A 14,294-nucleotide genomic window follows, 5' to 3' on the forward strand; every position below is an offset into this window, starting at 1 on the left:
AGGTCGGCGGTGAGGATGCAGAGCAACCCCTCACCCCAGCCCTCCCGAAACGTCGGACCGCCCGGAGGGAGAGGGAGCCGACCGAGGTGTTTTGAGAGTTACATCGACCTGAGACACCGAGTCGATTATGGATTCACAGAAGCACTTTCAGGTCGGCGTAACTCTTGAGCTTCCCCCAATCGGTTCCCTCTCCCTCCGGGCGGTCCGACGTTTCGGGAGGGTTAGGGTGAGGGGCTCTCCAACTGACACACCTAATCAGGCCAATTCCACGCCGGCTCATCCAAAACCCTCTGCCCGACGATCCCCGTCTGGCCGAGGGTTTTTTCCAGCACGATGCAATTGCACTCCGGGTCCTCCTGCAACGCCGAAATCAAGCGCCGGGCATGGGACACCACCCACACCTGACACTGCTCCGACACCCGGATAATCAAGCGCGCCAGCGCCGGCAGCAGATCCGGATGCAGGCTGGTTTCCGGTTCGTTCAGCACCATCAGCGACGGCGGGCGTGGCGTCAGCAGCGCGGCGACCAGCAGCAGATAACGCAACGTGCCATCCGACAGTTCCGCTGCCGACAACGGCCGCAACAACCCTTCCTGAAAAAACTCGATGGCAAAGCGTCCGCCCGCCAGCGGTGCGATGTTCAGCCGTGCGCCGGGAAAGGCGTCGCTGATCGCCGCCTGCAACGCCTCGGGATCGCCGATCTCGCGGATGGTCTGCAACGCAGCCGCCAGATCGCGGCCATCGTGATGCAGCACCGGCGTGCGCGTGCCCAGTTGCGGCTGGCGCACCGGGGCGTCGGCGTCACTGCGAAAGTGATCGTAGAAGCGCCAGCGGCGGATGAACTCACGCATCTGGAACACTTCCGGCGAGGTGCGCAGGCTGCCGACCTGATCGAACAGGCTGTCGAAGTTTGGCGTGTGCTGGGCCAACACATCCCAGCTGCGACCCTCACGGGTGCGGATCATCGGCCCGTCGCGATCCACCAGCAGACTGGCCGGACGATAGAGCGGCCCGGCCCAGATGCATTCCTTTTTGATTTCCGGGTCGAGGGAAAAGAACGAAAGGCTCGGCTCCGGCAAGCCCAGGGCGATCGAATAGCTGAAATCTTCCCCGGCAAAGCCCAGGCGCAGGCGTTTCACACCCTGGCGCACGGTGGACTGGATCGGCACCTCGCCGTTGCGCATGCGCCGGCTGATGGTTTCCGGCCCGGCCCAGAAGGTCGAGTCGAGACCACCCTCCCGGGCCAGCGCATTGACTACGCCGCCCTGAGCGGTTTCCGCCAGCAGCCGCAGCGCCCGGTACAGGTTCGACTTGCCGCTGCCGTTGGGGCCGGTGATCAGGTTCAGACGGCCCAGCGGAATCACCAATTTATTGATCGAGCGGTAATTGGCCACCGCGAGGGTCTTGAGCATGAAAATCCTTCCTGGGTGCCCCGAAATCCGGGTCAGGATACTCGCTGCACAGAAATGCATATATCGGCCGGACGAAGGTTGAACCCTGTTCTAAGCTCACAGTCGTATCGTCACTTGCACGTTCGTACACAGGAAGGAGTCTGCATGGCGAGTCCCGGATTGAAAACAGCGGTCATGCTCAGTCTGCTCGCTTTATTGAGCGCATGCGGCGAGAAAAAGGCCCCCGCCGAATACCTGCCCCGGGTCTTCGTGCAGGAGGTGAACCCCGCCAATTACGCCGCCGCCGTGACCCTCACCGGCGACGTCCAGGCGCGGGTGCAGACCGAACTGTCGTTCCGGGTCGGCGGCAAGATCATCCAGCGCATGGTCGATGTCGGTGACCGCGTCTCGGCCAAACAAGTGCTGGCCAAGCTTGATCCGAAGGATTTGCAGACCAACGTCGATTCCGCCCAGGCTCAGGTAGTGGCCGAGCAGGCGCGGGTCAAACAGAGCGCCGCCGCGTTCGTCCGCCAGCAGAAACTGTTGCCCAAGGGCTACACCAGTCAGAGCGAATACGATTCGGCGCAGGCTGCATTGCGCAGCAGCCAGAGTGCCTTGAGCGCAGCGCAGGCGCAGTTGGCCAACGCCAAGGATCAACTGAGCTACACCGCACTGATCGCCGATGCGCCCGGCGTCATTACCGAGCGTCAGGCCGAAGTCGGCCAGGTGGTTCAGGCCACGGCGCCGATATTCAGCCTGGCCCGGGACGGTGACCGCGACGCCGTGTTCAATGTTTACGAATCCCTGCTGGCCGAGCGGCCGGCGGAGCGTTCGATCGTCGTCAGCCTGCTCGACAACCCCGCCATCAAGACCACCGGCACCGTGCGTGAAATCACCCCGGCGGTGTCCGCGCAGTCCGGCACGGTGCAGGTCAAGGTCAGCCTCGACAACCTGCCGCAGGGGATGCAGCTGGGCTCGGTGGTGAGCGCCACGGCCAAGGGCACCGGCAAGTCGGCCGTTGAATTACCGTGGTCGGCGCTGACCAAGAACGTCAGCGATCCGGCGGTGTGGATGGTCGACGATAAAGGTGAAGCGCAGTTGCACAACGTCACCGTCAGCCGCTACCTGATCGGCAAGGTCATCATCAGCGAAGGCCTCAAGGGCGGGGAAAAAGTCATTGTCGCGGGTGGGCAGTTGCTGCATCCGGGCATGAAGGTCGAAATAGCCGAAAACACCTACAAGGATCTGCAACCGGGAGCACAGCCATGAAGCGTCTGGGGCTGTTATCCATTGGTGTGTTGCTGGCCGCCTGTTCGAAAAGCGAGCCACCGCCGGAGCCGGTACGGCCGGTGTTGTCGGTCAAGGTCGAAGCGATGAGCGAGGAAAACCTCGGGCGTTTCGCCGGCAGCATTCAGGCGCGCTATGAAAGCAACACCGGTTTTCGCGTCGGCGGGCGCATTGCCAGCCGCAACGTCGATGTCGGCACCGAGGTTCAGAAGGGCACGCTGCTCGCCACCCTCGATCCGTCCGACCAGCAGAACCAGTTGCGTTCGGCCCAGGGCGATCTGGCCAGGGTTCAGGCACAGCTGATCAACGCCCAGGCCAACGCCCGCCGTCAGCAAGCGCTGTTCGACCGGGGCGTGGGGGCGCAGGCGCAACTGGACATTGCGATGACGGACCTGAAGACCACCCAAGCCTCGCTGGATCAGGCGCGGGCGGCGGTCAACCAGAGCAAGGATCAACTCGATTACACCCAGCTACGCTCGGACCACAAGGCGGTGGTCACCGCGTGGAATGCCGAGGCCGGGCAAGTGGTGACGGCGGGCCAGCAGGTGGTGACCCTGGCGCAACCGGACATCAAGGAAGCCGTGATCGATCTGCCGGACACCCTGGTCGATGAGATCCCATCCGACGTGGTGTTTCTGGTGGCCGGGCAGCTCGACCCGAGCATCAACACCACAGCCACCCTGCGCGAGATCGAACCCCAGGCTCAAAGTGCCACGCGCACCCGCCGCGCACGATTAACCCTGGCCAATACGCCCGACGGCTTCCGCCTCGGCACGGCGATCAGCGTCACCCTCAGCTCGGCGATCAAACCGCGTATCGAATTGCCCGTCACAGCGTTGCAAGAGGTCGATGGCAAGCTGCGGATCTGGGTCATCGACACCCAAAGCAAAACCGTCAACCCGCGCGACGTCAGCGTGATCAGCCGTAACGACAGCAGCGTGGTGCTCGCGGGGGGCGTGAAGAACGGCGAGCGCGTGGTCAGCGCCGGCGTCAACAGTCTCAAACCCGGACAATCCGTAAAACTTGACGAGGACAGTCAATGAAAGGCTCTTTCAATCTCTCCGAATGGGCCCTCAAGCATCAGTCTTTCGTCTGGTATCTGATGTTCGTCGCATTGCTCATGGGGGTGTTCTCCTACTTCAATCTGGGGCGCGAGGAAGACCCGTCGTTCACCATCAAGACCATGGTGATCCAGACCAAATGGCCGGGCGCGACCCAGGAAGAAACCCTCAAGCAGGTCACCGACCGCATCGAGAAAAAACTCGAAGAACTCGATTCCCTCGACTATGTGAAAAGCTACACGCGCCCCGGCGAATCGACGGTCTACGTGTACCTGCGCGATACCACCAGCGCCAAGGACATTCCGGAAATCTGGTACCAGGTGCGCAAGAAGATCGACGACATTCGCGGGCAGTTTCCTCAAGGTATTCAGGGGCCGGGATTCAACGACGAGTTCGGTGACGTGTTCGGCTCGGTGTACGCCTTCACTGCCGACGGCCTGACCATGCGCCAGTTGCGCGATTACGTGGAACAGGCGCGGGCCGAGATCCGCAATGTCCCGGGGCTGGGCAAGATCGAAATGATCGGCCAGCAGGACGAAGTGATTTACCTGAACTTCTCCACCCGCAAACTGGCGGCGCTGGGCATCGATCAGCGTCAGGTGGTGCAGAGCCTGCAATCGCAGAACGCCGTGACTCCGGCCGGTGTGATCGAGGCGGGCCCGGAGCGGATTTCTGTGCGGACTTCGGGCCAGTTCGCTTCGGAGAAAGACCTGGCCGAGGTCAATCTCAAGCTCAACGACCGCTTCTATCGCCTGGCAGATGTTGCCGACATCACTCGCGGTTACACCGATCCGGCCACGCCGGAATTCCGCTTCGACGGCAAGCCGGCGATCGGTCTGGCGATTGCCATGCAGAAGGGCGGCAACGTTCAGGAATTCGGCAAAGCACTGCACAAGCGCATCGATGAACTGACCGCGGATCTGCCGGTTGGCGTGGGTGTGCACACGGTGTCCGATCAGGCCGTGGTGGTGGAGGAGGCCGTTGGCGGCTTCACCAGTGCCTTGTTCGAGGCAGTGGTGATCGTGCTGGTGGTCAGCTTCATCAGTCTCGGTGTGCGCGCCGGGCTGGTGGTGGCGTGCTCGATCCCGCTGGTGCTGGCGATGGTGTTTGTGTTCATGGAATACAGCGGCATCACCATGCAGCGGATTTCCCTCGGCGCTCTGATCATTGCCCTCGGCCTGTTGGTGGACGATGCGATGATCACCGTGGAAATGATGGTCACGCGCCTGGAAATGGGCGAGAGCAAGGAGGAGGCTGCGACGTTCGCCTACACCTCGACCGCGTTCCCGATGCTCACCGGTACGCTGGTGACGGTCGCCGGTTTCGTCCCCATCGGCCTCAACGCCAGTTCTGCCGGCGAGTACACCTACACGCTGTTCGCGGTGATTGCCGTGGCGATGATCGTGTCCTGGATCGTGGCGGTGTTTTTCGCCCCGGTGATCGGTGTGCACATTCTCAGCACCAACGTGAAAGCCCATGAGGCTGAACCGGGGCGCGTTGGCCGTGCATTCAACGGCGGTTTGCTGTGGTGCATGCGCAATCGCTGGTGGGCCATCGGCATCACCGTGCTGTTGTTTGTGCTGGCGGTGTTCTGCATGCGTTTTGTGCAGAATCAGTTCTTCCCGTCCTCGGATCGACCGGAAATCCTGGTCGACCTCAACCTGCCGCAAAACGCCTCGATCGACGAGACCCGCAAGGCCGTCGACAAGCTCGAGGCCACGCTCAAGGGCGACGCGGACATCGTGCGCTGGAGCACCTACATCGGTCAGGGCGCGATCCGTTTCTACCTGCCACTCGACCAGCAATTGCAGAACCCGTACTACGCGCAACTGGTGATCGTCAGCAAAGACTTTGAAGCCCGCGAGGCCTTGAGCCAACGCCTGCGCGAACGGCTGCACAAGGATTTCGTCGGCATCGGCAGCTACGTGCAGGCGCTGGAAATGGGCCCGCCGGTAGGGCGTCCGATCCAGTACCGGATCAGCGGCAAGGACATCGACCAGGTGCGCAAGCACGCCATCGACCTGGCGACTGAACTGGACAAGAACGAGCACATCGGCGAGATCATTTACGACTGGAACGAGCCAGGCAAAGTCCTGCGAATCGACATCGCCCAGGACAAGGCGCGCCAGCTCGGGCTGTCGTCCGAAGACGTGGCGAACCTGATGAACAGCATCGTCAGTGGCGCGCCGCTGACCCAGGTCAACGACGACATCTACCTGATCAACGTGGTCGGTCGCGCGGTGAGTTCGGAACGCGGTACGCCGGAAACCCTGCAGAACCTGCAGATCGTCACGCCCAACGGCACGTCGATCCCCTTGCTGGCCTTCGCCACGGTTCGTTATGAGCTGGAGCAGCCGCTGGTGTGGCGTCGTGACCGCTTGCCGACCATCACCATCAAGGCGTCGGTGCGTGACGAAATTCAGCCGACCGACCTGGTGAAACTGTTGAAGCCGTCCATCGACGCGTTCGCCGAAAAACTGCCCGTTGGCTACAAGGTCGCCACCGGCGGTACGGTCGAGGAGAGTGGCAAGGCCCAAGGACCGATTGCGAAAGTGTTGCCGTTGATGCTGTTCTTGATGGCGACGTTCCTGATGATCCAGCTGCACAGCGTGCAGAAGCTGTTCCTTGTGGCCAGTGTCGCGCCGCTGGGGTTGATCGGCGTGGTGCTGGCGCTGGTGCCGACCGGTACGCCGATGGGCTTCGTGGCGATCCTCGGGATTCTGGCCTTGATCGGCATCATCATCCGCAACTCGGTGATCCTTGTGACCCAGATCGACGAGTTCGAGCGCAAAGGCTATGCGCCGTGGGATGCGGTGGTGGAAGCCACCGAGCATCGACGGCGCCCGATCCTGCTGACCGCCGCCGCGGCGAGCATGGGCATGATCCCGATCGCCCGGGAAGTGTTCTGGGGGCCGATGGCCTACGCGATGATCGGCGGGATCGTGATTGCAACCCTGCTGACGCTGCTGTTCCTGCCGGCGCTGTACGTGGCCTGGTACAAGATTCGCGAGCCGAAGAAAGAGGCGCAGTAAGGCGAGCGCCTTGCGCTCATCGCCAACTACACGGTTTTGCGCCAGACACTCGCCAACCAAGGCTGCTGCTCACGCGGCAGCCCCGCCGGCCGGTAGTAATGCTCAAGTTCCACGAACCCGGCAGCGGTCAACAACCCGCGCCAGGCTTCAAGATCGTGATACGAGCCATAACGCGGCCCGTTCCAGCCTTCACGGTTATCCCCACGCGGATTGGAGCTGAACAGCACGCCGCCCGGTTTCAATGTCCCGTGCAGTTGCTTCAATACCCGAGGCAATTCCTGCAACGGCACATGAAACAGCACCGCATTGGCGAAGATGCCGTCGAAGCGTTCTGCCGGTAGATCCAGCTTCAGAAAGTCCTGGCACCACACTTCACAGCCACTGTCTTCCCGCGCCATCTGCGCGAATTTTTCCGCGCCGTCGAGGCCGACGGCGACGTGTCCCATCCGGGTGAATGTCTGCAAATCCCGCCCCGGCCCGCAGCCGAAATCGAGAATGGAAAACGGCGCCTCACCCTGGATGTGCCGCAACAGGGCGTCGATGTTCTGACTGACATCGTGATCGCGGGTGCCTTCACGAAAACCCTCGGCCACCGAGTTGTAGTGGCCGAGGGTGGTAGAGGTGATCTGTTCAAGATCGGTGGGGGTCTGCTTCATGGTCGTCATGGGCTGAAAGGAAGATCGGCAGACTATAAGCGCTTTCGCGGTTCAGAGGATCCAGATCCGGACAAAGCACAAAACGCCGGCTCAAGTGCAATACATATTTACCGCACCTGACCGTTCCCGATCGGTTGCAATAGCGCCCAGGCGATAGACGACTAGCGCGATGTCTGCCCGATTTTTTCAGGGGGATTTACTCAACAAGGATTTTTTCATGGGCAATACTCGAAAAACCTCCACCACGTCCTCCAGCCATAGCCTGGCAGACGCCATTGCACTGCGTAAAAGAACCGGTGCTGACTTTCCCGAGTACGAACCTGCGCACAAGAGTTTTCGGGACATGGATCAAACGGATGTGGAGGCCGTTCGCCAACCGGATATGCCAGACGCCGCAGTCATTGTTTCATCCCAGCCGACCGCCGAGATCCTGTCGGGTCGTTTCGGGGGCAGGACGCTTGCGGACTATCGCCTGAAAGCGCCGGCCACCCTGCCTGCGCCTGATGCCCTGGGGTTGAGGGTTATCAAGGGACGCACGTTCGTCGATGTCGCCCCCGGCGAGATTGTCCAGGTTCGGCAAACCGCAGCGGGCGGTGAATATCGCGCGACCTTGATGTCCGAGTGGACGGCTTCGGGACCGGTCCTGTTCTTCGATCCGCACAGCAAGATATGGTCGCCGGAACGGGCTCGGTCATCCGGCGACGCAGGCAATGTCATCGATATCGACATCGATGAGCTCATCCGCAATATCAGGAAAGATTCGGAAAAGCACAGTCGGGTCCACACCGGTATTGATGACGCGATCGAGCACGAGACAGCAAAGGAAGCCACGCTGACTGCACGGGGGCTGAAGCAGTTTCCACCGGAGCAGGCCGCATTGATTCGCACTGAGTTGCGAGCAGTCGAAAGCGTTTTCGCTGATGCCGTTCACGCCATAGACATGAAACACGACGGTGCCAGCGCGGTTTACGAAAGCTTTTTTGGCGCAGATCACCAGGCCGTGGCGCAGCAGTTCTCTGACTCTATGGCGCGAGGTCTTGCGCTTTCCAGGGAGTACCAGGGGACCTGGGGCGAGGAAAAATTCTTCGCAGTGGAGACTGAAAACAACAGCGCCGCCTGGATGTACAAGAAGGATTTTCATGGCCGGTTCTTCCTCAACCGCAAGTACATGCAGCAGGAGATTCTAGGCATGTCCCTGGGCCATGAAATGCTGCACACCAACCGCATCGACCGCTTCAGGACCATCGGTCCCAACGCCGCGGATTTCTTCTATCTGGGTGACAGCCAGCGTGGTTTGCTGAGTCTGGAGCCGCTGACCGTCTACGACATTCCGGAGCGCAGTGTTTCTGAAGTGATCATGCGCGGTGGATTGACAGTCGAGTACGTGAACGCTTTTACGGACGATCACGACAACCTGCTGTTCGGGATCAGTGATTATCTGGGGATCGGCGACGATCTGGATCTTCAGACGGCGGTCGGCCTGTTCAATGCAAATCCGGCGCTGCGCGCGCATTTGGCCGCGAACAACGCCGACAGCATTGTTTACGCGGCAAAAAGCATGCAGGCGCTGCATCGAAGCAAAACTGAATACGCGTGGCTCGACAGCCTGATCGATGATTGATGCCGGGGAGGGCAGCGCTCATCGATTGTTCTAGCGCTTGTTCAGCCCCCGCGCCAGACGATCGCCGCCCAACTGAATCAGCGCCACCAGTGCCACCAGCAGCACGATCACGGTCAGCATGATCTGGCTGTCGAAGCGCTGATAGCCGTAGCGATAGGCGATGTCACCCAGACCGCCGGCGCCAATCGCTCCGGCCATGGCCGAGGAGTTGATCATCGTCACCAGGGTGATGGTGAAACCGCCGACAATCCCCGGCAGCGCCTCGGGCAACAGCACATGCCAGACGATGTGCCAGCGCCGGCAGCCCATGGCCTGCGCGGCTTCGATCAGGCCGTAGTCGACTTCACGCAGGCTCACCTCGGCGATACGCGCGAAGAACGGCGTGGCCGCAATGGTCAACGGCACGACGGCCGCCCACACGCCGTAGGTGGTGCCGACGATCAGTCGGGTGAACGGAATCAGCGCGACCATCAGGATCAGGAACGGGATCGAGCGAAACAGGTTCACGAACGCACCCAACGCGCGATTGAGCACCGGTGCTTCGTAGATCCCGCCCTTGTCGCTGGTGACCAGAATCACCGCCATCGGAATCCCCGCCAGCAGTGCGATCAGCGACGAAACGCCGACCATCAGAAACGTGTCGATAAAACCCTGCAGCAAGCGATCAAACCACATAACCCAGCACCTCCGTGCGTTGTGCCCATTGCCCGGCGCGCTCACGCAATTGCTCGGCATTCAGCTGCGAACCCGCGACCGCCAGCAACAGTTGCCCGAGCGCATGGCCCTGAATCCGTTCCACGCCGCCCTGGAGCAATTTCACCCGGCCACCGAGCGCGGCGAACAGCGCGGCCAGATCCGGTTCGTCCTGTTGGCTGCCAGTGAACTGCAAGCGCAGCACCACGGCCGCATCGGGCGACGACGGTTGCGCCTGCAAACGGCTTTGCAATTCTTCGGGCAAGGCGTGTTGCAGCGGCGCGAGCAAGGTCTGGCTGACCTCGTGCTGTGGGTTGCCGAACACTTCCCAGACCGGGCCTTGCTCGACGATGCGGCCATGTTCGAGCACGACGACGCGATCGCAGATTTCCCGGATCACCGCCATCTCGTGGGTGATCAGCACGATGGTCAGGCCCAGGCGTTTGTTGATCTCGCGCAGCAGGCCGAGGATCGACTGGGTGGTTTCCGGATCCAGTGCCGAAGTGGCTTCGTCACACAGCAGAATGTCCGGGTCATGCACCAGCGCGCGGGCGATGCCGACACGCTGCTTCTGCCCGCCGGACAGCTGCGCCGGATACGCCTTGTGCTTGGCTTGCAGGCCCACCAGTTCCAGCAGTTCGCGCACCTTGTTCTCCCGCTGTTCCTTCGGGACGCCGGCGACTTTCAGCGGCAGTTCGACGTTCTGCCACACCGTTTTCGCCGACATCAGGTTGAAGTGCTGGAAGATCATGCCGATCCGCCGGCGCAGGGCGACGAGGCGATCCTCGTCGTATTCGCCGATGTCCACCTGATCGATCAGCACCCGGCCCGAGGTCGGTTGTTCGAGGCGGTTGATGGTGCGGATCAGCGACGACTTGCCGGCGCCGCTGCGGCCGATGATGCCGAACACTTCACCGCGCTGGATCGCCAGGTCGATGCCTTGCAGGGCGGCGACCGGGCCTTGTTTGCCGTCGTAGGTCTTGCCGAGCCCGACGAAGCGCACGTGAGCGCGGTTCAGTTCGGGATGCAGTTCGGTGCGCTGTGCCAGCGCGGGTGGCTCTGGAAGATCCAGTCGCCGTTGGATGGCCGCGGTCATCCTCAGCTTTCCCAACCGGCCTGGTACAGCTTGCCGTGGGCCTTATCCAGTGCGGCGCGCACGGCCGGCGAATGCTGGTAGATGTCGACGAACTTGATCAGGCGCGGGTCAGTCTTGCTCTTCGGCTGGATCACGAACTGGATCACGTATTCCTTGTGATCGAGGCCGTCGAACAACAACGCGGAGCCGGCGTCGAAAGTCTTCGCCAGACGGATGTAGGCCGGGTAGCCCTGGACCAGATCGGCGTCATCGTAGGCGCGCACCAGTTGCACGGCTTCGACCTGGAGGATCTTGATCTTCTTCGGGTTGGCGACGATATCGTCTTCGGTGGCCTTGTAGCCGACCCCTGGCTTGAGGGTGATCAGACCGGCCTTGGCCAACAGTTGCAGGCCGCGTCCGCTGTTGATCGGATCGTTGGCGATGGCGACGCTGGCGCCTTCCGGCAGCTCGTCGAAGCTTTTGTATTTCTTCGAGTACAGGCCGACGTTGTTGATGATCCCTGGCGCAAACGGCACGAGGTCGAAACCGGAGGCAGCCTTGGCGTTTTCCAGGAACGGGATGTGCTGGAAGTAGTTCACGTCAATGTCACCGGCGGCGAGGCTGACGTTCGGTGCGATCCAGTCGGTGAATTCCACCAGCTCGACTTTCAGGCCCTGTTTGGAGGCCTCTTCGACGGCGGCTTCCAGCGGAATCGCGAAGGCGGCGGTGGTGCCGATTTTCAACGGGGCATCTGCGGCGAACACCGCCGAGCTGAACAGGCCGAAGGCCAGGGCCAGTGCTTTGACTGGGTGGGACAGGAGCTTCTTGGTCATGGTGGTTTTCCAGTCAGTGAAATTAGCCTGATTCCCACGCCGAGCGTGGGAACGATGAGTGCCGGGGTTAGTGTCGGTAGTGGGCGCCGGTGTGTTGCGGCGGCAGGTGCGCTTCGCCGTGAAACAGTTTTTCCCGCAGGCTGCCGGTGTCGTACGCGGTCTTGTACGAGCCGCGCCGTTGCAGTTCCGGAATCACCAGATCGATGAAATCCACATAGCTTTCCGGGGTGACGATGCGGGTCAGGTTGAAGCCGTCGAGGCCGGTTTCGGCGATCCACGATTCCAGTTCATCCGCCACTTGTTGCGGCGAGCCGACCACCGTGATGTAGCGCCCGCCCAGAGCGTGCTGGTCGAGCAACTTGCGCCGGGTCCAGTCGTTGTTCTGCAGGTTTTTGGTGGCGGACTGGATCGCGTTGCTCTTCACGTACTGGATCGGTTCGTCGATTTCGTACTGGGAAAAGTCGATGCCAGTGGACGCCGAAAAATGCGCCACGCCCGCTTCGGCGCTGGCGTAGCTCAGGTATTCGGCATGCTTGGCCCAGGCCGCTTCCTCGGTCTCGCCGACGATCACGTTCAGGCCCATGAACACCTTGATGTCCTCAGGATTGCGACCCGCTTCGACGGCGCTGGCGCGGACCTTGTCCACCTGCACCTTGGTCGACGGTTTGTTCTGGCCGCTGATGAACACGCACTCGGCATGACGCCCAGCGAACAGCAAACCGCGATCCGAACTGCCGGCCTGGAACAGTACCGGCGTGCGCTGCGGCGACGGCTCGCACAGGTGATAACCCTCGACCTGATAGAACTCGCCCTTGTGTTCGACCTTGTGCACCTTGTCTGGCTGCGCGTAGATCCGCTGCTGCGGATCGTTGAGCACCGCGCCGTTTTCCCAGCTGCCTTCCCAGAGTTTGTAGAGCACTTCGAGGTACTCGTCGGCCTGGTCGTAACGCCGGTCATGTTCGACCTGTTCACTGAGGCCCATGGCCTTGGCGGCGCTGTCCAGATAACCGGTGACGATGTTCCAGCCCACCCGTCCACGGCTCAGGTGATCGAGGGTCGACATGCGACGGGCGAACAGATACGGCGGCTCGTAGGTGAGGTTGGCGGTCAGGCCGAAACCGAGGTTTTTGGTCACCGCAGACATGGCCGATACCAGCAGCAGCGGGTCGTTGACCGGCAGCTGGATCGACTCTTTCAGGGTGACGTCCACCGAGTTTTGATAAACGTCGTACACGCCGACGATGTCAGCGATGAACAGCCCGTCGAACAGCCCGCGCTCCAGCAGTTGCGCCAGTTCGGTCCAGTACTCGATGGTCTTGTACCGGGTTGAGGTGTCGCGGGGATGCGTCCACAACCCGTGGTTGATGTGGCCGATGCAATTCATGTTGAACGCATTGAGCAGGATCTTTTTCTTGCTCATCAGATGGTCCCTCGCAGCGGAGGGTTTTCATCGTTGAGGTAGTAATTGCCCACCGCGTGATATTTCCAGCGCACCGGGTCGTGCAGCGTATGTACCCGGGCGTTGCGCCAGTGACGGTCGAGGCCATGCTCGCTCAGGGTGGCCTGGCTGCCGGCCAGTTCGAACAGGGTGCTGCCGGCGGCCAAGGAGATTTCGGTGCTGATCGCCCGTGCTTCGGCGACGGCAATCGAGGCCGCTGCAACCGTCTCGGCGTTGGTCTCGGCCTGGGCCGCGTCGAGGAATTCGCCGGCGCGTTCGAGCAGCGCTTCGGTGGCGTGCAGGCGAATACTCAGGTGGCCGAAGCTCTTGAGGGTCAGCGGGTCTTCGGTGGCCTTGTCGTTGCCCGAATCGATCCATGGACGGGTCTTGCTGCGCACGAAGTGCAGCGCATCTTCGTAGGCGGCGCGGGCGATGCCGGTGTCGATGGCGGCGTGAAGGATCTGCGCCAGCGGGCCGACCGGGGTCGGGCGCTCGAAAGCGCTCTGGAACGGGATGACATCTTCGGCGGCGACATACACGTCTTCGAACACCACCGAACCGCTGCCGGTGGTGCGCTGGCCGAAGCCGCTCCAGTCGTCGATCACGGTCAGGCCTTTGCTGTCGCGGGGGACGAAGGCCAGTTGCTGCACGCCGTTTTCATCGACCACGGACGTTGGAATGCGTTGGGCGTAAATCGCACCGGTCGCATAGAACTTGCGGCCATTGATGCGATAACCGCTGCCGTCACGTTCGAGGCGGGTGACCCGGTCGTGGGCGGTCCTGGTGCCGAGTTCTGCCAGAGCATTGCCGAAGCGCTGGCCGGCGAGGACTTCGGCGTACAGCCGTTGTTTCTGCTCGTGGCTGCCGTTCACCCGAAGCACTTCGAGGGCATAGAAATGGTTCTGTGGAATCTGCCCGAGCGAGCCATCAGCCCGGGCGATCAAAGCGATGACTTTGGCCAGGGTCACGTTGGACACACCGGCGCCACCGTACTCCTTGGGCACGCTGATGCCCCACAGGCCGGAGCGGGAAAACACGTCGAGTTCCGGCAGCGGCAGGCGGCGTTCGCGGTCGCGCAGGTTGCTGTCGCGCTGGAAATCTTCGGCCAGGTCGCTGGCGACGATCAGGGCTTGCTCGTCGCTGGTGATGAGCGCGACGGGATGGGAAAGAGTCATGTGTTTCTCCAGAGATCTGGTCAAAAGTGTTC

11 protein-coding genes are annotated in these 14,294 nt (G+C 61.8%); 4 read left to right on the forward strand and 7 right to left on the reverse strand.

Translation table 11 applies throughout. From position 1 onward, the window contains the following. Positions 1 to 251: 251 nt before the first annotated feature. Positions 252 to 1,412 (reverse strand): AAA family ATPase, encoded by a 1,161-nt coding sequence (locus tag CAF76_RS17625; RefSeq protein ID WP_085647930.1) that lies wholly within the window; start codon positions 1,410 to 1,412, stop codon positions 252 to 254. 144 nt (positions 1,413 to 1,556) lie between these two features. On the opposite strand from CAF76_RS17625, the gene CAF76_RS17630 reads away from it, so the two are divergent. The 3 genes from CAF76_RS17630 to CAF76_RS17640 are packed head-to-tail and all read left to right on the forward strand — an operon-like array spanning position 1,557 to position 6,771. Beyond that, positions 1,557 to 2,660 (forward strand): efflux RND transporter periplasmic adaptor subunit, encoded by a 1,104-nt coding sequence (locus tag CAF76_RS17630; protein ID WP_085647931.1) that lies wholly within the window; start codon positions 1,557 to 1,559, stop codon positions 2,658 to 2,660. Continuing rightward, positions 2,657 to 3,721 carry an efflux RND transporter periplasmic adaptor subunit gene (locus CAF76_RS17635; protein WP_085647932.1) on the forward strand — a complete coding sequence of 355 codons (1,065 nt, stop codon included), beginning with the start codon at positions 2,657 to 2,659 and terminating at the stop codon, positions 3,719 to 3,721. Before CAF76_RS17630 ends, CAF76_RS17635 begins: the two co-directional genes overlap by 4 nt. Then, complete coding sequence (locus CAF76_RS17640; protein ID WP_085611215.1) at positions 3,718 to 6,771, forward strand: efflux RND transporter permease subunit; 3,054 nt, start codon at positions 3,718 to 3,720, stop codon at positions 6,769 to 6,771. Before CAF76_RS17635 ends, CAF76_RS17640 begins: the two co-directional genes overlap by 4 nt. 26 nt (positions 6,772 to 6,797) lie before the next feature. On the opposite strand, the gene CAF76_RS17645 is transcribed toward CAF76_RS17640, so the two are convergent. Then, positions 6,798 to 7,427 (reverse strand): bifunctional 2-polyprenyl-6-hydroxyphenol methylase/3-demethylubiquinol 3-O-methyltransferase UbiG, encoded by a 630-nt coding sequence (locus CAF76_RS17645; protein ID WP_085647933.1) that lies wholly within the window; start codon positions 7,425 to 7,427, stop codon positions 6,798 to 6,800. A gap of 169 nt (positions 7,428 to 7,596) precedes the next feature. Between CAF76_RS17645 and CAF76_RS17650 the strand changes: the two genes are divergently transcribed. Further along, the gene (locus tag CAF76_RS17650) at positions 7,597 to 9,048 is read left to right on the forward strand and encodes a hypothetical protein (RefSeq protein WP_256579631.1); all 1,452 of its coding nucleotides are present in this window, start codon (positions 7,597 to 7,599) and stop codon (positions 9,046 to 9,048) included. A gap of 30 nt (positions 9,049 to 9,078) precedes the next feature. Here the strand turns inward: CAF76_RS17650 and CAF76_RS17655 are convergent, their stop codons facing one another. The 5 genes from CAF76_RS17655 to CAF76_RS17675 all read right to left on the reverse strand — a co-directional run bounded on the left by CAF76_RS17655 (position 9,079) and on the right by CAF76_RS17675 (position 14,262). Next, positions 9,079 to 9,723: a methionine ABC transporter permease gene (locus CAF76_RS17655; RefSeq protein WP_007952752.1), complete on the reverse strand. Its 645-nt coding sequence runs from the start codon at positions 9,721 to 9,723 to the stop codon at positions 9,079 to 9,081. After that, entirely contained in the window at positions 9,713 to 10,837 is a 1,125-nt protein-coding gene (locus CAF76_RS17660) for a methionine ABC transporter ATP-binding protein (protein ID WP_085647935.1), read from the reverse strand. The genes CAF76_RS17655 and CAF76_RS17660 overlap by 11 nt, the downstream gene beginning before the upstream one ends. A gap of 2 nt (positions 10,838 to 10,839) precedes the next feature. Further along, positions 10,840 to 11,649: a MetQ/NlpA family ABC transporter substrate-binding protein gene (locus CAF76_RS17665; RefSeq protein WP_007952748.1), complete on the reverse strand. Its 810-nt coding sequence runs from the start codon at positions 11,647 to 11,649 to the stop codon at positions 10,840 to 10,842. Positions 11,650 to 11,716: 67 nt separating this feature from the next. After that, on the reverse strand, positions 11,717 to 13,069 hold the full coding sequence (locus CAF76_RS17670; protein ID WP_085611211.1) for an LLM class flavin-dependent oxidoreductase: 1,353 nt from the start codon (positions 13,067 to 13,069) through the stop codon (positions 11,717 to 11,719). Then, positions 13,069 to 14,262, reverse strand: a complete 1,194-nt coding sequence (locus CAF76_RS17675; RefSeq protein ID WP_064592705.1) for an SfnB family sulfur acquisition oxidoreductase — start codon at positions 14,260 to 14,262, stop codon at positions 13,069 to 13,071. Before CAF76_RS17675 ends, CAF76_RS17670 begins: the two co-directional genes overlap by 1 nt. Positions 14,263 to 14,294: the final 32 nt, after the last annotated feature.

Origin of the sequence: Pseudomonas sp. B40(2017), assembly GCF_002112855.1 — a bacterium.
Taxonomy (GTDB): Bacteria; Pseudomonadota; Gammaproteobacteria; order Pseudomonadales; family Pseudomonadaceae; genus Aquipseudomonas; species Aquipseudomonas pharyngis.